This window comes from Asanoa ishikariensis (assembly GCF_900107455.1).
Taxonomy (GTDB): domain Bacteria; phylum Actinomycetota; class Actinomycetes; order Mycobacteriales; family Micromonosporaceae; genus Asanoa; species Asanoa ishikariensis.
This window is the reverse complement of record NZ_FNQB01000003.1, coordinates 1,773,946-1,797,131: the sequence shown is the minus strand read 5'-3', so window position 1 is coordinate 1,797,131 and position 23,186 is coordinate 1,773,946. Positions and strand designations below refer to the sequence as shown.

At 72.3% G+C, this 23,186-nt stretch carries 19 protein-coding genes; 12 read left to right on the top strand and 7 right to left on the bottom strand.

Features of this window, described 5'->3' with window-relative positions:
* Nucleotides 1–1,278 (bottom strand): isocitrate lyase/phosphoenolpyruvate mutase family protein, encoded by a 1,278-nt coding sequence (locus BLV39_RS32265; RefSeq protein ID WP_090800392.1) that lies wholly within the window; start codon nt 1,276–1,278, stop codon nt 1–3.
* Nucleotides 1,279–1,679: 401 nt separating this feature from the next.
* Between BLV39_RS32265 and BLV39_RS32260 the strand changes: the two genes are divergently transcribed.
* The 3 genes from BLV39_RS32260 to BLV39_RS32250 are packed head-to-tail and all read left to right on the top strand — an operon-like array spanning nt 1,680 to nt 2,687.
* Entirely contained in the window at nt 1,680–2,006 is a 327-nt protein-coding gene (locus BLV39_RS32260; RefSeq protein WP_090800391.1) for a PadR family transcriptional regulator, read from the top strand.
* Nucleotides 2,003–2,359, top strand: a complete 357-nt coding sequence (locus BLV39_RS32255; RefSeq protein WP_090800390.1) for a DUF1048 domain-containing protein — start codon at nt 2,003–2,005, stop codon at nt 2,357–2,359. Before BLV39_RS32260 ends, BLV39_RS32255 begins: the two co-directional genes overlap by 4 nt.
* A 1-nt stretch (nt 2,360) precedes the next feature.
* On the top strand, nt 2,361–2,687 hold the full coding sequence (locus tag BLV39_RS32250; protein ID WP_090800389.1) for a DUF1048 domain-containing protein: 327 nt from the start codon (nt 2,361–2,363) through the stop codon (nt 2,685–2,687).
* Nucleotides 2,688–3,104: 417 nt separating this feature from the next.
* Here BLV39_RS32250 and dinB read toward each other — a convergent pair whose 3' ends face one another.
* On the bottom strand, nt 3,105–4,289 hold the full coding sequence (gene dinB, locus BLV39_RS32240) for a DNA polymerase IV (protein WP_090800388.1): 1,185 nt from the start codon (nt 4,287–4,289) through the stop codon (nt 3,105–3,107).
* A gap of 96 nt (nt 4,290–4,385) precedes the next feature.
* On the opposite strand from dinB, the gene BLV39_RS32235 reads away from it, so the two are divergent.
* From BLV39_RS32235 to BLV39_RS44445, 3 genes are all read left to right on the top strand, one after another.
* Nucleotides 4,386–4,913: an NUDIX domain-containing protein gene (locus tag BLV39_RS32235; protein ID WP_239083882.1), complete on the top strand. Its 528-nt coding sequence runs from the start codon at nt 4,386–4,388 to the stop codon at nt 4,911–4,913.
* Nucleotides 4,914–5,079: 166 nt separating this feature from the next.
* Entirely contained in the window at nt 5,080–7,875 is a 2,796-nt protein-coding gene (locus BLV39_RS32230) for an alpha-amylase family glycosyl hydrolase (protein WP_090800386.1), read from the top strand.
* A 465-nt stretch (nt 7,876–8,340) separates the two neighbouring features.
* The gene (locus BLV39_RS44445) at nt 8,341–9,198 is read left to right on the top strand and encodes an AraC family transcriptional regulator (RefSeq protein WP_176985178.1); all 858 of its coding nucleotides are present in this window, start codon (nt 8,341–8,343) and stop codon (nt 9,196–9,198) included.
* A gap of 202 nt (nt 9,199–9,400) precedes the next feature.
* Here BLV39_RS44445 and BLV39_RS32220 read toward each other — a convergent pair whose 3' ends face one another.
* Nucleotides 9,401–10,594, bottom strand: coding sequence for an MFS transporter (locus BLV39_RS32220; RefSeq protein WP_176985177.1), 1,194 nt, complete (start codon nt 10,592–10,594; stop codon nt 9,401–9,403).
* 262 nt (nt 10,595–10,856) lie between these two features.
* Here BLV39_RS32220 and BLV39_RS32215 point away from each other — a divergent pair, with 262 nt between their 5' ends.
* The 5 genes from BLV39_RS32215 (at nt 10,857) to BLV39_RS32195 (ending at nt 15,132) form a co-directional block, all read left to right on the top strand.
* Nucleotides 10,857–11,252, top strand: a complete 396-nt coding sequence (locus BLV39_RS32215; protein WP_239083881.1) for a ribosomal maturation YjgA family protein — start codon at nt 10,857–10,859, stop codon at nt 11,250–11,252.
* A gap of 3 nt (nt 11,253–11,255) precedes the next feature.
* The gene (locus tag BLV39_RS32210) at nt 11,256–11,567 is read left to right on the top strand and encodes a hypothetical protein (protein WP_090800383.1); all 312 of its coding nucleotides are present in this window, start codon (nt 11,256–11,258) and stop codon (nt 11,565–11,567) included.
* Between the two features lie 64 nt (nt 11,568–11,631).
* Nucleotides 11,632–14,145 (top strand): ATP-binding protein, encoded by a 2,514-nt coding sequence (locus tag BLV39_RS44880; protein ID WP_090800382.1) that lies wholly within the window; start codon nt 11,632–11,634, stop codon nt 14,143–14,145.
* 94 nt (nt 14,146–14,239) lie between these two features.
* The gene (locus BLV39_RS32200; protein ID WP_090800381.1) at nt 14,240–14,512 is read left to right on the top strand and encodes a DUF4242 domain-containing protein; all 273 of its coding nucleotides are present in this window, start codon (nt 14,240–14,242) and stop codon (nt 14,510–14,512) included.
* Nucleotides 14,509–15,132, top strand: coding sequence for a hypothetical protein (locus BLV39_RS32195; protein ID WP_090800380.1), 624 nt, complete (start codon nt 14,509–14,511; stop codon nt 15,130–15,132). The genes BLV39_RS32200 and BLV39_RS32195 overlap by 4 nt, the downstream gene beginning before the upstream one ends.
* Here BLV39_RS32195 and BLV39_RS32190 read toward each other — a convergent pair.
* The 3 genes from BLV39_RS32190 to BLV39_RS32180 all read right to left on the bottom strand — a co-directional run bounded on the left by BLV39_RS32190 (nt 15,129) and on the right by BLV39_RS32180 (nt 17,850).
* Nucleotides 15,129–16,349, bottom strand: a complete 1,221-nt coding sequence (locus BLV39_RS32190) for an RNA polymerase sigma factor (RefSeq protein WP_090800379.1) — start codon at nt 16,347–16,349, stop codon at nt 15,129–15,131. The genes BLV39_RS32195 and BLV39_RS32190 overlap by 4 nt on opposite strands.
* Nucleotides 16,346–16,702 carry a YciI family protein gene (locus BLV39_RS32185; protein ID WP_090800378.1) on the bottom strand — a complete coding sequence of 119 codons (357 nt, stop codon included), beginning with the start codon at nt 16,700–16,702 and terminating at the stop codon, nt 16,346–16,348. The genes BLV39_RS32190 and BLV39_RS32185 overlap by 4 nt, the downstream gene beginning before the upstream one ends.
* 92 nt (nt 16,703–16,794) lie before the next feature.
* On the bottom strand, nt 16,795–17,850 hold the full coding sequence (locus BLV39_RS32180) for a class I SAM-dependent methyltransferase (protein WP_176985176.1): 1,056 nt from the start codon (nt 17,848–17,850) through the stop codon (nt 16,795–16,797).
* A gap of 122 nt (nt 17,851–17,972) precedes the next feature.
* On the opposite strand from BLV39_RS32180, the gene BLV39_RS32175 reads away from it, so the two are divergent.
* Nucleotides 17,973–20,084 carry an alpha/beta hydrolase gene (locus BLV39_RS32175; RefSeq protein ID WP_090800377.1) on the top strand — a complete coding sequence of 704 codons (2,112 nt, stop codon included), beginning with the start codon at nt 17,973–17,975 and terminating at the stop codon, nt 20,082–20,084.
* On the opposite strand, the gene BLV39_RS32170 is transcribed toward BLV39_RS32175, so the two are convergent.
* Nucleotides 20,021–23,179 (bottom strand): ATP-binding protein, encoded by a 3,159-nt coding sequence (locus BLV39_RS32170; RefSeq protein ID WP_090800376.1) that lies wholly within the window; start codon nt 23,177–23,179, stop codon nt 20,021–20,023. The two genes, BLV39_RS32175 and BLV39_RS32170, sit on opposite strands and share 64 nt — an antisense overlap.
* Between the last annotated feature and the right edge of the window lie 7 nt (nt 23,180–23,186).

The window sequence follows — 23,186 nt, the reverse complement described above, 5'->3', positions numbered from 1 at the left end:
TCACCATCGGTTCTCCAGCCATCTGTCGACGCGGGTGAGCGTCGCCAGGTCGACGGGGGTCAGCAGGGGCATCGGTCCGGGCTCGTCGGCCAGCGCGGCCGCGAGCTCGTGGGTCATCCCGGTCACCGCGGACGCGATGAGCAACTGCGACATCAGGTAGAGCCCGAACCCGAGCCGGCGTGCCTCGTCCACGGGAAGGTGGCGCCCGGTGGGGGAGTGCACGACCAGGCGCTTCGGGGGTACGCGCTCGGTCAGGAACTGGTACGCGGACATCCGGCGCTCACGGTCGGCCGGCGTGTCCGGGTAGTTGAGGTAACGCGTCATCAGCGGGAAGACGAGGTCGGCGCCGGCGTCCAGATAGGACTCACAGCGCGCTCGGGCGTCGTCGACGGACTCTCGTACGGCGTCCGTCCGCACGATCACCGTGGTCTCGCGTCCTACTTCGTGCCGGACGGCGGCGATCTCGCGCCCTACCTCGACCATGGTCCGCAGCGGCCGGTCCTTTCCGAAGCCCTGCCGATCCTCGATCACGAAGCCCGCGGCGCCGGCGGAGAAGGCATCCGCGGCCCGTTCCGGGGCGCCGCGGTTGCCCTCCAGGCCCGTCTGCCCGTCGACGATGATCGCGAGGCCGGCGGCGTCTACGAGCTCCCGCGCCAGGTCGAGGTACCGCTCCCATGGGTCCTGCGGCGCGTGCGGCGAGGGGGCGTCGGCGGCCTGGAAACCGAACGGGGTGAGGTACGCGGCTTCGAGACCGGCGGCTTCGAGCACCCGGGCGCCGAGGACGTCGTAGCAGCCGGGCGCGACGACCAGGCCGTCGCTCGTGAGGGCGTCGCGCAACATCGCCCTGGGCACGGGCGCCACATCGACCCCGTCGACCCCACTGCGGTGCTGGTGCTCGGCGTGCGTCTCCTGGTCGCCTTGGGTCGGGGTCGTGCGCCTCCCCTGGCTGCCGTCGGTCGGGGTTTCGTGCCTCCCCTGGCTGGCGTGCCTCTTCTCGCCGCCGGGGATCGGGGTGGCGTGCCTCTCCTGGCCGCCGCCGGTTTCGTGCCTCTCCTGGCTGGCGTGCCTCTCCTGGGCGCCGGCGGTCGGGGTTTTGCCGTCGGCGACCCCGTCTTGCACGTGCCGGCGGGAGGTAACCGGCACGCGCCGATCTTGCGCGTCATCGTCCGCGAAGCGCGGCTGGTCGTCGGTGACGTCGCCGTGGGTGGCGGTGTCGGGTGGGCGCCCTTCGTTGCGGCTGCGCCGGCCCCCCGCGATCATCAACTCGTCACCGAGCACTTACGGAACGCTACGCCGCTGCGCCTCGGGCCTGCCACAAATGGGGCAATTTACGACTGGTGGCCGCCGCCGGGCGAGCAGGAATCGGGTCAGCCGTTTGCGTACCTGGCAGGACTCGTGGACGCGTCTCGCCGCGCATCGCCGACGATCTCCCGCAACGGAGCCAGGTCGCGGAAATCGTCGTCATTGGCTCGATCGTGCGCAACAGACTGCCGTTGGCCCGCAACCACGCCCCGACCTCGGGTCGGTCACGCCATGAGCCGCCCGCCATTGTTCGGTCCACGTGGGCAACGGCGGCAGCCAAGATCGGCAGTACTCGGTACTACCGTGTAGCGGTACTCGGTGCTACGGTATAGCGGTACTCGGTGGTACGAGGTACTCCAGGCCGAAGAGGAGGCGCGATGGACGATCTGACGGAGATGCTGAAGGGCACGCTCGAGGGTTGCGTGCTCGAGATCATCGGCGGCGAGGAGACCTACGGGTACGCCATCACGCGCCGACTGAACGAGCTCGGCTTCGCGGACGTCATCGAGGGGACGGTCTACACCATCCTGCTGCGGCTGGAGCGGAACGGACTCGTCCAGGTGACGAAACGACCGTCCGAAGTGGGCCCGCCGCGCAAGTTCTACGCGCTCAACGAGGCCGGGCGCACGGAGCTCGCAACGTTCTGGGCGAAATGGCAGTACGTCTCATCACGCATCGACGGGCTCAAGGAGGGCCGGAGATGACCTTCTGGGAAACCATCACAGGCAGCGATCTCACCAGGGAATGGAAGGGGTTCGAGACCCGGGCGGGAGCATTGCCGGCCGACTACCGGGCGGCGTGGGAACAGATCAATGGCAACCTCTTCCCGTACGGGGACTTCACCGGCCGCAACCTCATGCCGATCATCGATGCCGCCCTGGGGTTGCTCGAAGAAGCATCGGCGGACGGACAGAGCATCACCGAGGTGCTCGGCGACGACATCCCAGGCTTTTGCGCGGCGCTGGCCGGCGGCCAGGGAGCCCGGACCTATCGCGACCGGTGGCGCGAGCAGTTGAACAGGAACGTCGCCAGGAAATTGGGCCGGCTAGGAGGCTGACATGGGCATCCAGGACATCGTCGAGGGCAAGAAGCAGTGGCGGGCCCATGTGGCTCGGGTCAAGGCGCTCCCGCCGGACTACCAGATCGTCTACAAGGAGATGCAGAAGTACCTGTTCAAGGTCGGACCGATCGACCTGGCCGACGGGCGCCTGCTCCCCGAGATCGTCGACTTCTTCGAAGAAGGCGTCGCGTCCGGCAAGGGAGTTCTGGAGCTCATCGGCAAGGACGTCGCCGCCTTCTGCGACGACCTCATCAAGGACACGCGCACCTACGCCGACGTCTACCAGGAATCCATCAGCGCAAACCCCGGCACGGCCGAGAAGTAACTAGTCGCGGCGGCACCCACGGGCCGGCGGCGAGCCCGAGCGCGTAGCGGTCTTGCCGCCAGCGCGGTGGCCCGCTCCGGTCTTGCCGCTCCGGCGGTGGCACCCGCTCCGGCGGTGGCACCCGCTCCGGCGGTGGCACCCGCTCCGGCGGTGGCCTGCTCCGGTCTTGCCGCCGCGACGGCACCCGCTCTGGTCTTGCCGTCCCGGCGGCGGCGCCGACGCTCCTGCCGCGCTGGCGACGGACCCGCTCCGGTCTTGCCGCCCCGGCGCCGCCGCCGCAGTCTCGCTCCGCCGCCACGGCGACGGCACCCGCTCCGGCCCTGCCGGCCTGGCGCCGACCCCGTCCTGCCGCCACGGCGACGGCAGCCGCCTTTGATCAGGATCGCTCCGCAGCCGGTGCGCGCGATTCGCGTGCGTTCAGTCCGGGAGCATGGGCATCTCCAAGCCCTGGAGGTGGCCGACCAGGACGCCGCGGGTCACGGCGGCTGAGCCGAAGCGGTCGCGGACCGCGTCGAGTGCGGCGTCGAGGGCGACCCCGTCCTTCTCTTCGAAGGGAAGTGCGGGCTGTAGGTAGCGGTCGTCGAGGTTGCCGACCGAGATCCCGATCAGCGTGATGCCGCGCTCGTCGATCATCGGTAGCGCCGTCGCCAGCAGCCTTCGGGTCGCGTCCAGGATCGTCTCGGTGTGCGACGTCGCGCGGGGGAGCGTGTGTGAGCGGGTCGCGCGGGTGAAGTCCGTGAACCGCAGTCGCAGCACCACTGTGCGGCCGGTGCGCCCGGCGCCGCGCATCCGCCGGGCCACCCGGTCGACCAACCCCGCCAGCATCGCGTCGAGTGCTGCCGGCGTGCGTGGGGCTCGGCCCAGCGCGCGTTGGGCGCCCATCGAGCCACGGCGCTGGCCGGTCTGCACCGCTCGTGGGTCGCGGTTGTGGGCCAGCGCGTCGAGATGGCGGCCCGCCGCCCGGCCCAGCAGCGACACCAGGCCGGCCTCGCCCAGCCGCGCGAGCTGGCCGACCGTGCGGATCCGCCGGTCGCGGAGCTTGGCCGCGGTCACCGGCCCGACGCCCCACAACCGTTCGACCGGCAGCGGATGGAGGAACTCGAGCTCCTTCTCGGTCTGCACCACGAGCAGGCCGTCGGGCTTGGCGACCCCGCTCGCCACCTTGGCCAGGAACTTGGTGCGCGCCACACCCACCGTGATCGGCAACCCGACCTGGTCGCGCACCGCCGCGCGTAGGCCGGCCGCGATCTCCGACGGCGGCCCCGCGATCCGCCGCAACCCGGAGACGTCGAGGAACGCCTCGTCGATCGAAAGGCCCTCGACGGACGGCGTGGTCTGCCGGAACACCTCGAAGACCGCCCGGCTCGCCCTGGTGTAGGCGGACATTCTCGGCTCGACCACGATCGCGTCCGGGCACAACTGCCGCGCCGCGCGGCCGCCCATCGCTGTGCGTACCCCCGCCGCCTTTGCCTCATAGCTCGCCGCCAGGACCACCCCGCCGCCCACGATCACCGGACGGCCCCGCAACCGGGGGTCGTCGCGCTGCTCGACCGACGCGTAGAACGCGTCGAGGTCGGCGTGGAGGATGGTCCCTTCGGGCATAGAACATATGTTCGCATGGGCAGCTCGGGCGATGTCCAGAGAGTGCACGGATATTGCGGTGAAGAAATTTGGGCACCGTCGCTAGGCTGCCCGTTCGTGACCGATCAGGGCGAGTTGGCGCGGCTGTCCGCGCGGCTGCTGCTGTTCGACGGCGACTTCCGGGTCCTGCTCCTGAGGTTCGCGTTCGACAGGCGCCACGTGTCCGAGTTCGGCGCATATGGATGGTGCGCGCCCGGTGGCGGCGTCGAACCCGGCGAGTCGCTCGCGGAGGCCGCTGCTCGTGAGGCGCGCGAGGAGATCGGCCTGGCAGTCGCGCCCGGGGACCTCGGCGCGCCGGTCGCCTACATCGGCGGGCATGCCGATCTTGGTTGGGCGCGGGGGCTGTTCCGGGACTGCTTCTTCGCGCTGCACGTCGACGCCTTCGAGCCGGACACCTCCGGCATGCTCGAGGGCGAGGCCGCCTTCCACGTCGGGCACCGGTGGTGGACGAGAGCCGAGCTGGCGGCTCCTCCGGAGACGGTCATCCCGTACGGCCTGGGCGGGCTGGTCGACGAGTTCGCGGCCGGGCATCGGCCGGAGCGCGCGGTGGAGCTGCCGTGGCACCACGGCTCCGACGCCAGATAACGATCCTGTCAAGGAGACTCCACCGTTTCTATGCAATCGGTCCTCGGCGGCTGTCTGAAGAGGACGTTTGCGCCCGCGTACCCCCTGAATTGTCCGTCTGGTTCACCCGTATGCAACGTCGTAGCCCTTCGGTAACGTCCCGTCCGTCGATGTCCGAGGGGGGAAGATGTCCATACCTGGATCCATCCGACGTGTGGTCGGCCTGATTGCCGCGCTGGTTCTGGTGGCCACGCTGCCAGCCGCTCCCGCGGTCGCCGGCGGTCGTGACGACGACCTGCCCGCGCGCCATTCCTTGCGGGAACCCGTGACCGACGAGAACTTCTACTTCGTGATGGCCGACCGGTTCGCCAACGGCGACACCGCCAACGACCAGGGCGGCCTAGGTTCCGACCCGCTGGTCTCCGGCTTCGACCCGACCCGCAAGGGCTTCTACAACGGCGGCGACCTCAAGGGCCTGCGCTCGAAGATCGACTACATCAAGGGCCTCGGCACCACCTCGATCTGGCTCACGCCCAGTTTCAAGAACAAGGCGGTCCAGCTCGAAGACGGGCCGTCGGCGGGCTACCACGGCTACTGGATCACCGACTTCACCCAGATCGACCCGCACCTCGGCAGCAACGCCGACCTGCGTGCCCTGATCGACACCGCGCATGCCAAGGGCATGAAGGTCTACTTCGACATCATCACCAACCACACCGCGGACGTCATCGGGTACGCGGAGGGCGCGCGCAAGGGCTACGTCGGCAAGGACGTGGCGCCCTACAAGACCGCGTCCGGCGCGACCTTCGACGACCGCGACTTCGCCGGCAAGCCGTCGTTCCCGGCGCTCGACCCGGCGACCTCGTTCCCCTACACGCCGGTGCTCGACCCCGCCGAGCAAAACCTCAAGGTGCCGGCCTGGCTCAACGACGTCACGCTCTACCACAACCGTGGCGACACGACGTTCGTCGGCGAGAACTCCTACTACGGCGACTTCTTCGGCCTCGACGACCTGTTCACCGAGAACCCGCGGGTGGTCCGCGGGATGATCGACATCTACAAGACCTGGATCCGCGACTTCGGCGTCGACGGCTTCCGCATCGACACCATGAAGCACGTCAACGACGAGTTCTGGCAGGAGTTCGGCCCGGAGATCCTCGACTTCGCCCACCGCCAGGGCAAGCCCGAGTTCTTCATGTTCGGCGAGGTCTTCGACACCACGAAGAGCTTCACGTCGCAGTTCACCACGCGCGACCGGATGCAGTCGGTGCTCGACTTCCCGTTCCAGGACGCGGCCCGCAACTTCGCGTCGCGGGGGCAGCCGGCCGCAGCGCTGCAGACGTTCTTCGCCGGTGACGACTGGTACACCGACGCCGACTCCAACGTCTACCAGCTCCCGACCTTCCTCGGAAACCACGACATGGGCCGGATCGGCGGCTTCGTCCGGGGCGACAACCCCGGCGCGACCGACGCCGAGTGGGTGGCCCGCGACCGGCTCGCGCACGAGCTGATGTACCTGTCCCGCGGCAACCCGGTCATCTACTACGGCGACGAGCAGGGCTTCACCGGCCCCGGCGGCGACCAGGACGCCCGACAGACGCTGTTCGCCAGCCGGGTGCCCGACTATCTCGACGACGACCTACTGGGCACCGACGCGACGCACGCCCAGGACAACTTCGTCACCACCCACCCGCTGTACGCGTCGATCGGTGGACTGGCCGCGCTGACGAAGCGCCACCCCGCCCTGCGTGACGGCGCCCAGCAGCACCGCTACGCGAGCGAAGGCCCCGGCGTCTACGCCTTCTCCCGCGTCGACCGGCGCGACCAGCGCGAATACGTGGTCGCCCTCAACAACAGCGAGTCGGCCCAGTCGGCGACGATCCCGACCTACGCGTCGGGTCGGGGGACCTTCAAGAACGTCTACGGAGACGGGCCGCGGACCCTGCGCACGGGCAGCGACGGCCGGCTGTCGCTGCCCGTGCCGCCACTATCTGCGGTGGTCTACCAGGCCGGCGACAAGGTGCCTGGCTCCCGTTCCGCGCCGTCGGTGTCGCTGGGCGCGCCAACCCCGGCAGTCGGCTCCCGCGGCCGGTTGCAGGTGACCGCCAACGTCGGCGGCTCCTCCTTCTACGAGGTCAGCTTCTACGCCTCGGTCGCGGGCGGTCCGTGGCGGCCGGTCGGCACCGACGACAACGCGCCGTACCAGGTGTTCGACGACGTGAGCGACCAGCGTGCCGGCACCTCGGTGCGCTACCGCGCGGTGGTGCTCGACAACAAGGGCCACAGCCGGGAGTCGGCCGTGCGGTCGGCGACCGTGCCGGCCCCGCTGGTCACCATCGAAGCGCCCTCCGAGGGCAGCGGCGTCCGCGGCACCGTCGAGGTGCGCGCGGTGGTCGACCCGGAGCGCGCGACCAACGTGGTCGCGATCGAACGCCGCGTCGCCGGCGGCGCCTGGACCCGGGTCGGCACCGACTCGTCCTCGCCGGCCTACACGGTGTTCGACGACCTGACCCCGCTCGACCTGGCAGCCAACACCCCGGTCGAATACCGGGCCGTGCTGCTACCCGGCGGCCTGGCCGGTCCGGGCGCGACGTCCGAACCACGCCGGGTCCGAGCGGCCGGCCCACCGGCCACGTCGGCGACGGTCCACTACTACCGCCCGGCCGGCGACTACGGCGACCCCGCGGCCGCGGGTTGGGGCCTGCACATGTGGGGCGATGCGGTAGCCCCTGAGGTGCTGGCCCAGGTCGCCTGGGACAAGCCCTGGCCCCGCTCGGGCGTGACCGACGGTTGGGCCGACTACGCGATCCCGCTGGTCAACGACACCCAGCCGGTCAACTTCATCATGCACCTACCCAGCGGCGACTCGATCCCGTCAACCCGCGAACCAGGCGGCGATCGCTCCTTCCTACCGATCAACGCTCCGGAGATCTGGCTCATCCAGGGCGACCCCACGGTCTACACGAGCAAACCGGCGGTCTGACCCGCCTGGCCACCTCGGGTCCCGCCGCCCTGCGGCGGCGGGACCAGGGCGGCCAGCCTGCTGGGCGGCTCTGGCGATGGGGTGAAGGCCTGCCGCACGCGCTGGCCATGTCCCGGCGCTGCCACTTGGCCGCCGCGCCCGCGGCTCTTGCTCCTGGGCCTGCCACCTGGCCGCCGCGCCCGCGGCTCTTGGCCCTGGGCCTGCCACCTGGCCGCCGCGCCCGCGGCTCTTGGTCCTGGCCCCAGCCGACTCGGGGCGTCGTCCCAGGCGGGGCGGCCGGTCGCAAGGGGCAGCGAGGTCCGCTGGTGGGAGATTTCGCCCACCAGCTCGGGCCACCACACCCCGGTCTTGGGCTGGACGTCAGGCGTTGCCTGCGGGGGCTAGAGGGTGACCCAGGCCGTGGCGAGATCGTGGCGGTCGCCACCACGGGGAATGCGTTCCGCGTACCTGGTGCTGGATCGATTCGTGACTGTGACGCAGGTGACCGACGACCTCAGCGACGTGCTGGAGCGGCTCCGCTGGTCGGTGGGCGCCTACCGGAAGGAGACGTTGCGGGGCGGCGAGCGGCGCGCAGTCGGCGGTGTGGGGATGCGTTTTCACTTCGTCGCGCAGGGTGGGCTTGACGTGCGGGGCGCCACCGGGAAGCGGCTTGGCGCCGGGGACTTCCTGCTGTTGCCGCGCGGTGGTGACCACGTGCTGGTGGCTCGGGGCGAGACCGTGGTGCACACGGGTGACCTGGATTACGCCTCACCCGTCGCCGCCCAGGTCGCGGCGGTGATGCCCGACATGTTGGTCGCGTGCTGCTTCACCACGCGCGAGCCGGTGGTCGCGGCCTTGATCGAGGGGATGGCCGGCGAGGCATGTGGCGAGCGAGCCGGCTCCCGGTCGGTGATCTCGCAACTGGCCAACATCGTCGCGGCCGCCGCGATCCGGAACTGGGTGGAGTCCGGTTGCGGGAGCCTGCCGCTGCTGGCGGTGCCGCTGCGGGATACCGACATCGCGCGGGCGTTGGAGGCCATCCATGACGACCCGGGGTCGCCCTGGACGGTGGAGGCGCTCGCGCGGGTCGCGCTCGCGTCGCGGTCGGCCTTCGCCAAGCGGTTCCGGGACACGGTGGGGGACTCGCCCGCGCGCTATCTCGCCCGCATCCGGATGGAGCACGCGAAACGGCTGCTTGTCGAACGGGGCAGTGTCGCCGAGGTCGCGGTGCGGCTCGGGTACGGCTCCGAAGCCGCCTTCAGCCGCGCGTTCCGCCGGCACGCCGGCGTACCTCCCACGCAGTGGCGGCACGTCGGCGACGAACCCGTGAAGCTGCCGGCCTGACCATCGCCGCCTGGAGTCCGGCGCGAGCAGGGGAGACGGCGTGCGAGCCGACGACGCCACCGACGGGCACCTGGCCGTGTCCGTCTGCGTCGACGCCGCCGTGCTGCGGGCCGAGGGCGCCTGGCCTGCCGCGACTACCAGGGGCGGCGCGATGCGCCGGACCGTGGGCCTTGCGGTGCACGGGCCGGCGCAGCATGCGACCTCAGAAGCGGCGGGCGCTGGTGAAGAGCGCGCCCCCGGCGATGGCGGCGATGCCGGCCACGACCAGGGCCACCTGGACGTCGAAGGCGTCGACCAGGACGCCGCCGACTGCGGCGCCGACGGCGATCGCCACCTGAAACATCGCCGTGGCCAGGCTGCCGGCCGGCTCAAGGCGGTTCGGTTCGACCCGGGCTACCCAGGTCAGCACCAGCGTGGGTAGGCCGCCGAACGCGAGACCCCAGACGCCCACCGCGGCCGCCACCGCCCCGTACGAGCCCGACTGCAGAGCGAAGACCGTTACCGCCGAGCCGATCAAGACCGGCGCCACCAGTACGCCGAGGCGGAGGCGGCGGTCGGCCAGGGGGCCGGCGAGCATCGTGCCGACGAAGGCCGCGATGCCGAAGATCGTCAGGAGCAGGGCGAGGGACGAGGAGGTTATGTCGGGTACGCGTTCGGCTGCCGGCCGGATGTAGGTGAACGCCGCGAAGTGGCCGCCCGCTACCAGGAGGATCGCGACCATGCCGAGGATCATCGTGCGGCCTCGGGCCGTGTCGAGCAGGGCGCGCAGTGGCGGTGCGCCGGAGGCGGCTACCGGCGGCAGCCAGGCCAGCAACATGATCAGGGCTACCACGGCCATGCCGCCGGCCAGCCAGAACACCGGCCGCCAGCCCCAGGCGTCGCCGAGGTAGGTGCCGAGCGGTACCGCTGTCACGGTTGCCAGCGAGACGCCGAGGTTGACCACCGTCATCGCTCGGCCCAGCTTGTGGCCCGGGACCAGTTGCCCGACCACCGCGAGAGCCATGGCCCAGAAGCCGGCGATCGCCACACCGATGATCAGGCGGCCGACGAGTAGCAGCGGATACCACGGGGCGAGCGCGACCAGCGCGTCGGAGACGACGGCGAGGGCGAGCAGGAGAGCCAGCAGCCGGCGGCGGTCCAGACGGGGTACGAGGATGGCGATGGTCGGCGCGGTGATCGCTCCCATGATCGCCGTGGCGGTGACCGCTTGACCCGCTACGCCTTCGGTGACGTTCATGTCGGAGGCGATCCCGGGTAGCAGGCTCGCCGGCAGGAACTCGCTGGTCACGAGGGCGAAGATGCCGAGCCCGACGGCGGCGACGGCGAACCACGGCGATCGCGCCGGGCGTGCCACCGCGCCGGCCGTCGGCTCGCGAAGATCAGAGGTCAGAGTCACCGCGCAAGCTTTGCCTCGGTACAGCCGCGTTGCTTGATCCAGCGTCGCGGCTGTTTGACGAATCGTCTTTCGCTGACCGCGACGTGACGGCGTGGTGCGGTGGGCTGCCGCACTCTGGCCGAGGGCGGCTGAGGCGCCGCCGGCTGCAGGTTGGCGGGTCGGGGCCGTTTGGCGAATCGTCTATCTCTGACCGCCGTGCCGCGGCGGGCTGCCGCGTCCGCGCGGCGCCGAGGGCATTGCATGATCAGCTTAGGATCCCGGCGTGCTGATCGATCGTCCGCGCTTTCGGTTGCTGATGCTCATCGCGGCAGCCGGCTTCCTGGCCGTCGCGTTGATGATTCGGGCGGGTCAGGTCGACAGCACGGGCGCCGTCGAGCAGATCTCCGGCACCGTGCTGTACGCGTCGATGGTCTATGTGGGTGTGCTGTTTCTTCGGCCGCGCTGTTCGCCGTTCGTGGCCGGCGCCGTCGCCTGGGCCTGGTGCTGGGCCACCGAGCTTTTCCAGCTCACCGGCATCCCGGCCGAGCTGTCCGACCGGAGCCTGTTGGCCCGCCTAGCGCTCGGGGCGCGGTTCGACCTGGTCGATCTGTTCTGGTACCCGGCCGGCATAGTGCCACTCGTCGCACTGCACTGGGTCCTGGGCCGGCGCGGGAGGTGAACGATGCTGATCAAGATCATGGACGACTGGGGCTGTTACCCCACCTGGGTCTGGGGCCCTGACAAGTACGGCGGCCTGTACGAACCGCACGATCCGGCGGAGCTCGGCCTGTCGCCCAGCCTCGTCGGGCGGCTCGAGGCCTGGCAGAAATGGTCCGACTCGATGGTCAACATCGCCGACCCCCACGACAGCCGCCCGATCAGTGACGCCGAGTACGACGCCCTGGCCGCCGAGGGCCGGCGCCTGGCGATCCGGGTCGGGGACGAGCTTCGCCGTGCCCGCTTCTGGTACTACCAGGACCCGGAGCCTGCCTGAACACCAGCCGCCGCCCGACGCAAACCTGACAGTGCACCGCGCCGGGCTCTGTCAGTGTGCGGGTGTGGAAGCGTCGGGCCTGGTCGAGCGCGCGCCGCAGCTTGCCGCGCTGGCTGCCGCGCTCGATGCCGTGACCGCGGGCAACGGCGGCGTCCTCGTGCTGCTCGGCGGCGAGGCGGGTGGCGGGAAGACCGCCTTGGTCAGGGAGTTCTGCCGCCACCAGGGGCCGGTCCTCTGGGGCGCGTGCGACCCCCTGTTCACGCCTCGCCCGCTGGGCCCGTTCACGGACATCGCGCAGGACAGCGGCGGCGCGCTGCACGAGCTGATCGCCGCCGGGGCGAAGCCGCACCAGGTCGCGGCGGAGATCGCTCGGCAGGCCAAGGGCATCATGGTGCTCGAGGATCTGCACTGGGCCGACGAGGCCACCCTCGACGTGCTGAGCCTGCTCGGCCGCAGAATCGGGGCGCTGCCCATGCTCGTCATCGCCACCTACCGCGACGACGAGCTCGGCAGGACACACCCACTCCGACGGCTGCTGGGAGAGGTCCGCGGCTCCGTCAGAAGGCTGACCGCCGAGCCGCTCTCGGCGGACGCCGTCGCCGGGCTCGCTCGGCCCTACGGTCTGGACCCGCACGAGCTGCACCGCGCCACCGCGGGCAATCCGTTCTTCGTCACCGAAGTGCTCGCCGCCCGCGGCGACGACATCCCGGCGACCATAAGGGACGCGGTGCTGGCCCGGGCCGCCCGCCTCGACGAGGCCGCGACCAGCGTCGTCGAGGCGGTGTCGATCGCCGTGCCGCAGTGCGAGCTTCACCTCCTGGACGCCCTGGTCGACGAGACCGCGGCCCGCGGAGTCGAGCGGGCCCTCGCCGCCGGCATCATCGAGGTAGCGCCGGGAGGCGGCGTCCGGTTCCGGCACGAGCTTGCCCGCCGGACGATCGAGGAGTCGCTCAGCCCCCACCGAAGGAGAGCCCTGCACCGCACCGCCCTCGCCACCATCCCGGCCGGCGACGCGACCCGGCTCGCCCACCACGCCGAGGCCGCCGGTGACGCCGAGGCCGTTCAGCGGTTCGCGCCCAGGGCCGCCGAGCAGGCCGCCGCCATCGGGGCGCATCGGGAGGCCGCCGCGCACTACGCGCGGGCGTTGCGGTTCGGGAACGGGCTGCCGCCCGAGACCAGGGCCGACCTGCTCGAGCGCCAGTCGCAGGAGTGCTACCTCACCGACCAGACCGACGAGTCGATCACCGCACTGGAACACGCCATAGCGGTGCGAAGACAAGCGGGGGACCGGCGCGGGGAGGCCGCCGCGCTGTCGTTGCTCACTCGCCGGCTCTGGTGTGGCGCGCGCACCGAGGAGGCCACCCGGCGGGGCGACGAGGCCGTGCGCATCCTCGAAGGCCTGCCGCCCGGTCGGGAGCTGGCTCTCGCGTACAGCAACCTGTCTCAGCTCTCGCTCAACGACGAGCGAAGGGACGAGACCGTCGCCTGGGCGCGACGGGCGATCGACCTCGCCGAGGCCCTCGACGACACCGGCGTGATCGTCCACGCGCTCAACAACATCGGCACCATCGAGCTGCTCGCGGGTGAGCGGACGGGGCTCGACAAGCTCGAACGCAGCCTCGCGTTGGCGGACCGGCCCGGCTTCGAGGAGCACGTCGGCCGGGCGTTCATCCACGTGGGATGGGCGATGACCCGCACCCGGGCGTACGACCTGGCGGGTTGGCTCGATCGCGGCATCGAGCTGTGCGACGAGCTCGGTCTGGAGGGCTGGCGACTGTATGTGCAGGCGTACCGGGCGCGGTTCCATCTCGACCAGGGACGCTGGGACGCCGCGGCCGACGACGCCGGCTTCGTGTTGCGGTCCGCGGAGTCCGTGCCATTGCTGCGGATCCTTGCCCTGACCACCATCGGTACGATCCGTGCCCGGCGCGGCGACCCCGACCAGTGGGCGCCGATCGAGGAGGCACGAACGCTCCTAAAGGGACAGCAGGAGCTCCAGTACCGCGCCCCGGTCGCCCTCGCCCACGCCGAGGCGCTGTGGCTCGAAGGCCGCAACGACGCCGTGGACGCGGCGACCCGTGACGTCCGAGAACAAGCCGCGGACCGCCACGCCGGACCGGTCGTCGCAGAGCTCACCCGATTGCGCCGACTCGCCGGCGTCGACCGCGCGAGCGAGCCGCCCGCGTGGGACCCGACCGGTTGCCCTTACGACGAAGCCCTGACGTTGACCGACTCCGCGAGCGAGGAAGACCTACGCAGGGCACTAGACGGGTTCCAGCGCCTCGGCGCCCGCCCCGCCGCGGCCATCGCCACAAGGCGGCTCCGCGAGCTGGGCGTACGCAACCTGCCCCGCGGCCCTCGCCCCGACACCGCCAGCAACCCCGGCCGGTTGACCCGGCGCGAAGGCGAGGTGCTGACGCTGGTCCGCCAAGGTGACTCCAACGCCGAGATCGCCGCCCGGTTGTTCCTCTCGGAGAAGACCGTTCACCACCACGTCTCGGCGATCCTGCGCAAGCTCGGCGTCAGCAGCCGCACCCAGGCCATCTCGGAAGCGTCCCGCCGAGGCATCGCAACCTAGGCAGACCCGTACCCGCAACCTGGGTAGTTGTTCGGATTTCCGGAGCCCGCCCGATTCCTACGGTGATGAGAAACCACCACCGGGAGGAAACGAGATGCCGAGATACATCGTGGAGCGGACCTTCGACGGCGGACTGCACATCCCCGTCGACGAGGCGGGCGCGGCCACCTGCCTGGGCGTCGTTGACCGCAACGCCGAGGAGGGCGTCACCTGGCTCCACTCCTACGTGACCAGTGACAAGACCAAGACCTTCTGCGTGTACGACGCTCCGGACCCCGAAGCCGTCCGCCGCACCGCCGGTCGCAACGCGCTGCCGGTCGACCGGATCAGCGAAGTCCGGGTCCTCGACCCTTACTTCTACTCATGAAGGCCCGCCTGTTGGCGGCGGCCGTCACACTGCTCCTGGTTGGCGGCGCGACGGCGGCCTGCGGGGAGAAGGACGCGCAAGAGCAGCCCGCGAGCATGCCGGCCCACGCCACAAAGACCCAAAGCCAGACCCAGAGCCAACAAACCACGCCCGAGCTGGCCGCCGCCCTCGCGAAGGCAAGAGCGGCGACGGCGAAGTACGTCTCCGACCTGCCGTTCGCGCAGCAGGCCGGCTACCAGATCATCACCCCGATGATGCCCGGCATGGGCTACCACTACCTGAACCCCAAGGCGCCGGCCTTCGACCTCACCGCACCGGCGATCCTCGTCTACGTCAAGAACGACAACCGGTGGGAGCTCGGCGCCCTGGAATGGGTCTGGCCCGAGCAGCCGACCGGGCCACCGCTACCAGGCGCGACCTATGGCGAGTTCGCCGCCGCCTGCCACTACCAGGACGGCACCTTCGTGCCGGCGGACGCGGAAGCCGACTGCGCCAGGACCAACGGTGGCGAGGCGTTCGGATTCTGGCACCCGAAGCTGGTCACCATGCACGTCTGGCTCTGGTTCCACAACCCGGACGGCCTGTTCCACCCGACGAATCCGTTGGTGCAGACCGCCTAGAGCGAGCCGAGGCGTTCGAGGAGGAACCGGCGCTCGACGTCGTTGGACGTCAGGACCAGGGCCTCCTCGTACGCCGAGGCCGCCGCCGAAACCCGCCCGAGCTGCCGCAGGAAGTCGGCCCGCGCGGCGCTGAGATAGGGATACGTGGCCAGCGCCGGCTCGCTCAACAGCGGGGCGAGCGCGTCCAACCCCGCCGACGGCCCGTCCCGCATCCCGAGCGCCACGGCCCGGTTCAGCGCGACCACCGGCGAGGGCCACAGGACGAAGAGCCGCTCGTAGAGGGCGACGATCTCATGCCAGTCGGTCGCCTCCCAGCCAGGAGCGGAAGCGTGGGAAGCGGCGATCGCCGCCTGGAGCGCATAGCGGCCAGGCGGCCCACGCCGCAGCGCCTCGACCAACAACGCCTCGCCCTGCTCGATCTGCCCAGCGTTCCACAGTGAACGGTCCTGTTCGGACAGCAACAGCAGCCGCCCGTCAGGAGACACCCGCGCCGAGGCCCGTGCGGAGGTCAACAGCATCAGCGCGAGCTGGGCCGAGACGTCCGCCGAGGTGGGCATCAGCAGGTGCAGCAGCCGGCCCAGGTCCAGCGCCCGGTCGAGCAGGTCGTGCCGCACCAGCCCCGGCCCCGCCGGCGCCGTGTGCCCGGTGCTGAAGATGAGCTGCACGACCTCGAGCACCACCGAGACCCGCTCACCCAAGGACTCCGGCGGCGGCGTCCGATAAGGGATCCGGGCGGTCGCGATCTTCTTCTTGGCCCGGGTCAGCCGCGCCGCCATCGTCGGCTCGGACACCAGGAACGCCCGGGCGACCTCGCCCGTCGACAGCCCGCAGACCAGCCGCAGCGTCAAGGCCGCCTGCGCCTCCTGGGACAGCGCGGGGTGGCAACATGTGAAGATCAGCCGGAGCCGGTCGTCGTCCAACCCGTCCTCCGGCGACGGGACAGCGCCGTCGGTGACCAGCAACGGCAGGCGCCGCCGGAACGCCGCCCGCCGGCGCAGCTCGTCAAGAGCGCGGTTGCGGGCGACCCGCGTGAGCCAGGCACCGGGCCGGGCCGGGACGCCTTCCACCGGCCACACCTCCAGCGCCGAGGCGAACGCCTCCTGGACGCACTCCTCGGCCAGCGCCAGGTCCCCGGTCGTCCGGGCCAGCACGGCCAGTAGCTGCGCCCACTCGCGGCGGTGGGCCAGCGCCACCGCCGCGTCGATCGCCTCGCTCATCCGTGGTCGACCACCGGACGGATCTCCACCGCGCTGTGCGCGGCCCGCACCTCGGGCAGCAGAGCCGCCAGCTTGGTGACCTCGTCGAGGTCGTCGGCATCGACGAGGTAGAACCCGCCCAGCCCCTCCTTGGTCTCGAGGAACGGCCCGTCGGTCAGCACCAGCCCGCCGTCGGAGCCGGCCCGCAGGGTCGTCGCCACCGGCGGCGACTCCAGTTGCGCGGCACTGACGACGCGCGCACCGGCGGCGTCGTGAAAGGCGGCGTGCGCGGCGTCGTGCGCCTTCCACTCGTCCGGCGTCATCGCGTCCCACTGGGCCGGGTCGCCGAAGATCAACAGCATGTACTTCGCCATGGAGAGGCCTTCCGTACGTGGGGTCGCGGTGCGGCCCCCTCACCGCACCGACGAACCCCACGATGCCGGAATCGACAGCCGGACGGAAATTCTTAGGGCCGGGCCTCGTACACCAGGTTGAACGGGGTCTCGGAGACCCGGCGGAAGCGCGTGAAGCCGGCCTCGGTGGCGATCCGGCGGATGGCCGCCTCGCCGGCCTGGGCGCCCAGGGCGTAGCCGCCCTCCTGCGAGAGCGCGTTGGGCACGCACAGGAACGTGGAGAACCCGTAGTACACCCGGCCGACCGGGTTGAGGTTCTCCGAGACCGTGTCACCGGCGATCGGCTCGACGATCATCCACGTGCCGTCGGTGGCCAGCGACTCCCGAACGTGCCGGGCCGCGCCCAGCGGGTCACCCATGTCGTGGATCGCGTCGAACGTCGTGACCAGGTCGTACGGGCCGCCGCTGAAGGTCTGCGCGGTCGCGGCCTCGAACGAGACCCGCTCGGCCACACCGGCGTCCGCCGCCCGCTTGTGCGCCTGCATGATCGACTGGTCGTGGTAGTCCGAGCCGGAGAACCGCGACGCCGGGAACGCCTTGGCCATCAGGACGGTCGACGCGCCGTGCCCGCAGCCGATGTCGGCGACGCTGGCACCCGCGCGCAGCTTGTCCTCGACACCGTCCAGCGCGGGCAGCCACGCGGCGGTCAGGTTGGCCAGGTAACCGGGCCGGAAGAACCGCTCGCACCCTTCGAACACCTCGGCGTCGTGCTCGTGCCAGCCGACGCCGTCGCCGCTGCGTACCGCTGCGGTGATCCGGGGTTCGGCGCGCAGCGCACCCAGGGCGAGCTGGAACGCGCCGGGCACGAAGACCGGGCCCTCCGGGTCGGTGAGCGCGAACGCCTGCTCCTCGGTGAGCGAGTAGGAGCCGGTGTCCGCGTCGTACTGCACGTAGCCGCCGGCCGCCTGGCCACGCAGCCACTCGTCGACGTACCGCGTGTTGGTGCCGGTCGCCTCGGCCAGGTCGGCCGGCGTGCGCGGCGCCGCGGCGAGGGCGCGGTAGAGCCCCAGCCGCTCGCCGACCACCACGTTGCCCGCCGCCATCGTCGCGCCCAGATCACCGACGAACCGGCCCAGGAACTCCATCAACCGGTCGTTGTCGATTGCCATGATCTTTCCCCCTACGGAAGTCAAGAACTCGTCCCGTAAAAGGCTCCGCACGGACGTTGCAGGGCGCTTGCAACCACATTGCAATGGCGCCGGGCAGGCTGACGCCGGGGAAGGGAGCGGTCATGCGGGCACGGGAACCAGACATCGAGGGGTACGTCAAACGCGACGGCGTCCGGATCGGGTACGAGGTGTTCGACCCGGGCGACCCGGAGGCACCGACGGTCGTGCTGCTGCCGGCCTGGTCGATCGTCGACTCGCGGCACTGGAAGGCACAGGTGCCGTACCTGTCCCGCGAGTTCCGCGTGATCACGATCGACCCGCCGGGCAACGGGCGCTCGGACCGTCCGACCGACCCGGCCGCGTACAGCGACGACGCGCACCTGGGCTACCTGATCGCCGTGCTGGACGCGGTCGAGGCCGACCGGGTAGTGCTGGTCGGGTTGAGCCGGGGCGGTTGGTGGTCGCTGGTCGGCGCCGCCCGTCATCCCGACCGGGTGCTCGGCGCCGTGGCCATCGCCCCCGTCGCGCCGTTCCTCGACGAGGTGCCGCCGCACCGCCAGGTCGCGCATTTCGAGCGGCTGCGCGACTCGTACGACGGCTGGCAGATGTTCAACCGCCACTTCTGGCAACAGAACCTCCGCGGTTTCGCCGAGTTCTTCTTCCGCACGGTGATCAGCGAGCCGCACTCGACCAAGCAGATCGAGGACGCCGTCGGGTGGTCGCTGCAGACCACGCCGGAGTCGCTGATCGCGGCCGAGCGCAGCCAAAGGTGCGTCCGCGACCGGGACGAGGCCGAGGCGCTGCTGCGCGGGATCGACCGGCCGGTGCTGGTCATCCGGGGCTCCGACGACCACTGCCGCACCCCGGACGAGATGGCCCGCGCGGCGCACTACAGCCGGGCCCGCGACGTGGTGCTCGACGGCGTCGACCACATGCCGCACACCCGCGAGCCGGTGGTGGTCAACCGGCTGCTGCGCGACTTCGTCCGCGACGTCACCCGGACCCCGGCGCGGCCGGTGCGCTGGCAACGGCCGCTGAACCGCCCCCGCCGCGTGCTCTACCTGTCGTCGCCGATCGGCCTCGGCCACGTCGAGCGGGACGCCGCGATCGTCGACGCTCTGCGCCGCGAGCGACCGGGCGTCCAGGTCGACTGGCTCGCCCAGCACCCGGTCACCGAGGTGCTCCAACGGCGCGGCGAGCGCGTGCACCCGGCGTCCCGGCACCTGGTCACCGAGTCCGCGCACATCGAGAGCGAGGCCGGCGAGCACGACCTGCACGCGTTCCAGGCCATCCGGCGGATGGACGAGATCCTGGTCGCCAACTTCATGGTGTTCGCCGACCTGGCCGAGCGCGAGCCCTACGACCTCTGGGTCGGCGACGAGGCCTGGGAGCTCGACTACTTCCTCCACGAGAACCCCGAGCTCAAGCGCACCGCGTACGCGTGGCTGACCGACTTCGTCGGCTGGCTGCCGATGGACCCCGACGAGGCCGACCTCACCGGCGACTACAACGCCGAGATGGTCGAGCAGATCGCCCGCTTCCCCCGGCTGCGCGACCGGGCCGTGTTCGTGGGCAACCCGGCCGACCTGGTCGACGACCCGCTGGGGCCGGGGCTGCCCAGCGTCCGGGACTGGACCACGGAGCATTTCACGTTCAGCGGGTACGTCACGGACTTCGCCGCTGTCGACGACGAGGAGCGCGCCCGGTTGCGGGCTGAGCTGGGCTGGGCGCCGGACGAGCCGGTCTGCGTGGCCACCGTCGGCGGCTCCGGCGTGGGCGGCGACCTGCTGCGCAAGGTGGTCGACGCGTTCCCGGCGGCGCGGCGGGCGGTGCCGGGCCTGCGCCTCGTCGTGGTGGCCGGCCCCCGGCTGGACCCGGCCCGCATTCCGGCGCGCGAGGGGCTGGAGGTGCACGGCTACGTGCACGGGCTGCACCGGTTGCTGGCCGCCTGCGACCTGGCGATCACCCATGGCGGGCTGACCACGACGATGACCCTCACCGCGCACCGCCGCCCGTTCCTCTACGTCCCGCTGCGCAACCACTTCGAGCAGAACCGGCACGTGCGGCACCGGCTCGCCGCGTACGGCGCGGGCACCCATGTCGACTATGGACAGACCGACCCGGACCACCTGGCCGCGTTGGTCGCGGAGAACATCGGCCGGCGGGTCGCCTACCGGCCGGTGGAGACCGACGGCGCGCAGCGGGCCGCGGCGTTGCTGGCCGAGCTGTTCTGAAGGCGGGCGTGCGCCGACGCCGCGGCGGCCCGGGCGGCGGCCAACGGCGCGCGCCAGCCGGTCCGCTCGCCGGCGGCCAGCAGCGGGTCGAGCACGGCCGCGGCCCGGGCCGGCTCGTCGCGGGCCAGCCAGGCCCGGGCGACCGAGGTGTACGCGTCGGCGCCGTAGAGCCACGCCGCGTGCGGTGGCGCGACCACCGAGCGGAGCAGCGCGTCGGCCTCGTCGAGCAGGGCCGGGTCGCCGGTCGCCTCGGCCAGGGGCGCGAGGCAGCGCAGGCGGTACGCGGCGGTGCGGTGTGACGCGGTGACCGCGAGGCCGCGCTCCAGCACCGGGATCGCCGCTGCCCGGTCGCCGTACTCGACCAGCGTGGTGCCGTGCAACGCGTCGACCGCGGCGGAGAACCAGGCGTGCGACTCCATCGTGGACGCTCGCCGGCCGAGCTCGAGCGCGTCGGCGCGGCGGCCGTCCAGGCGGGCGATCCAGCCGAGGTGGGCCAGGTACCAGGGCGCGTAGCTCCGGTAGCCGCTGCGCTCGTTGATCGCCATGGCCTCGCTGACCCGGTCGGCCGCAGCCGCCCACCGGCCCGCCGCCAGGTGCGGGAAGGCCGACTCGAACCGGCACCACTGCAGGAGTTTGAGGTCGCCGTGCACCAGCGGTTCGAGCTCGGCCAGCAGCGCGGACAGCTCGGACACCTCGCCGAGATAGGCGTACGCCGTCTTCAATCCGTCGTAGGCCGCCGCGAGCGCCGGGCCGCCGGGCGCCACCTCCCGCGCCCGCCGTCCGTAGGCGAGTGCCTCGACGAACCGGAGCTGGTTGCTGCTCAGCACGGCCAGCCAGCCGAGCAGCTCCGCCTCGGCGCCCCGGTCGCCGAGCTGCTCGGCCAACGCGAGCGCTGCCCGCATGTGCCCGATGCCCTCCTCGACCGGCCGTCCGACGCCGGCCCAGGCCGGCCCGCCGAGCTCGCGCAGCGCGGCCATCTCGGCCCGGCGGTCGCCGGTCTCGCGGCTGAGCCCGAGCGCGACGGCGGCGTCGGCGAGGGCGTCGTCGTACCGGAACATCGTGTCCCGCACCCGGGCGCGCAGCAGCAGCGCGCTGGTCCGCAGTTCGAGGTCGGCGCACCGCCCCGCCGCCTCGATCGCGTTGTCGAACAGCGCCTCGGCGTCGGCGGCCGCGTAGCGGCGGGCCGCGCGTTGCCCGGCGGCCAGCCAGGCCCGGCCCGCGCGCCGGTCGTCGCCCGCCGCCTGGGCGTGCCGGGCGACCGCCTCCGGGTTGTCGGCGAGCAGGTCCGCGGCGCGCAGGTGGTGGGCGAGCCGGGTCGGTGGCGGCGTCGAGTCGTAGACCACCTCCTGGACGAGGTCGTTGGCGAACTCGTAGGCCCGGCCGGCCACCCGGGTCAGCCGGGTCTCCAGCAGGCGCTCGCAGCGCAGTGTCGCCTCCGCCGCCCCGACGCCCAGCAGGCCGGCGACGGCGGCCGGCGCGAACGACGGGCCGAGCACCGCGGCGGCCCGCAACAGCTCCTCGGCACCCGCGCCGGCGGCCCGCACCCGGGCCAGCACGCTGGCCCGCAGCGACTCGGGGACGCCGGTGTCGCCGGCCGCGAGCGCCCGCAGGGTCTCCACGACGAACAGGGTGTGACCGCGGGTACGGCGGGCGATCTCGGCCACGTGGGCCTGCTGCCCGACCGCCCGGGCCAGCGCGGCGATGGCGGGCTCGTCGAGGGGGCCGAGCGGCACGGTCACGGCGACGCCGTCGAGGGTCGTGACCGCCTGCCGGCCCTCGGCCGCCCGCACGGTGGCGACGACGAGCAGCCGGGCGGTGCCGGCGTGCCGGGCCACGTAGTGCAGCAGCTCGACCGTCGCCGCGCCGGCGTGCTGGAGGTCGTCGACGACGAGCAGCACCGGGCGCGGCTGGGAGAGCCGGAGCAGGAAGGTCGTCACCGCGTCGTAGGCGGCCCTGCGCTCCGCCTCGGGGCTGCCGCGCTCGGCCGGCGGGGCGCCGAGGACGGCCGCCGCGGCCGGGACGAGGGCGGCCAGCGCTGGGGCCCGACCGGCGGCCGCGGCGCGTACCCCTTCCGGTGGTGTCGCCGTGACCAGCTCGCCGATCGCCTCGACCACCGGTTGCAGGAACAGCGACCGCTCGGCCGCGTAGCAGCGGACCGTGACCACGGTGCCGGGCGTCGCTCGGGCCAGCCGGGCCAGCTCCTGGGCGAGGCGGGTCTTGCCGATGCCGGGCTCCCCGGTCAGCAGGACCACTCCCGGCCGGCCGCCGATGGCGTCCTGCCAGGCGGCGAGCAGTTCGCCGGTCTCGCGCTCGCGGCCGGCCAGGCGCCCCCGCGCCGGCTGCGTGGAGCCGACCGAGGTGCCGCGCAGCACCGCCACGTGCAGGTCACGGGTCGCGGGGGAGGGGTCGACGCCGAGCTCGTCGGCGAGGACCGCGCGGAGTCGTTCGTAGACCGCGAGGGCCCGGGCCGGCTCGCCGAGCGCGTCGTGCGCGCGGATGAGGGCGCGGGCGGCGTCCTCGTCGAACGGGTCGGCGAGCAGTGCCGCGTCGGCCGCGTCCCGGGCGCGGGCCGGCAGCCCGGCGGCCAGCGCCGCCGCCGCGACCGTCTGCCGGGCGCGGCGGAGGTGGCCGGCCTGGTCGCCGCGCACGGCGGCGGCCCAGTCGGCGGCGGGTTCCGCGGTGAGCGCGGGAGCAGCCGACAGCACCGCTTCGGCGCGGGCGGCGGCCTCGAGCGCGGCGGCGGGATCGGCAGCCAGGACCCCGTGTGCGTCGGACACCAGCCGGGCCGCCTCGTGCAGGTCGACCGTGACCTCGTCCGCCAGCCGGTAGCCGCCCCGCCCGCCCTCGACCAGGTCCTGGCCGAGCGCGGAGCGGACGCGGCTGACCAGCGTGGCGACGTTGTCGGCGGGCCGTTGCGGCGACCGGCCCGGCCACAGCACGGCGACGATCCGGTCGACCGTGACGATCCGGCGCTCCGCGGCGAGCAGTGCCAGCAGCGTGCGGGCCTTGCGGCTGCCCACCTGGGCGTCGGGCAGCACCCGTTCGCCGCGCACCACGGCGAACGGTCCGATGAGCCGGATGCCCGTCGTACCCACGTGGTCT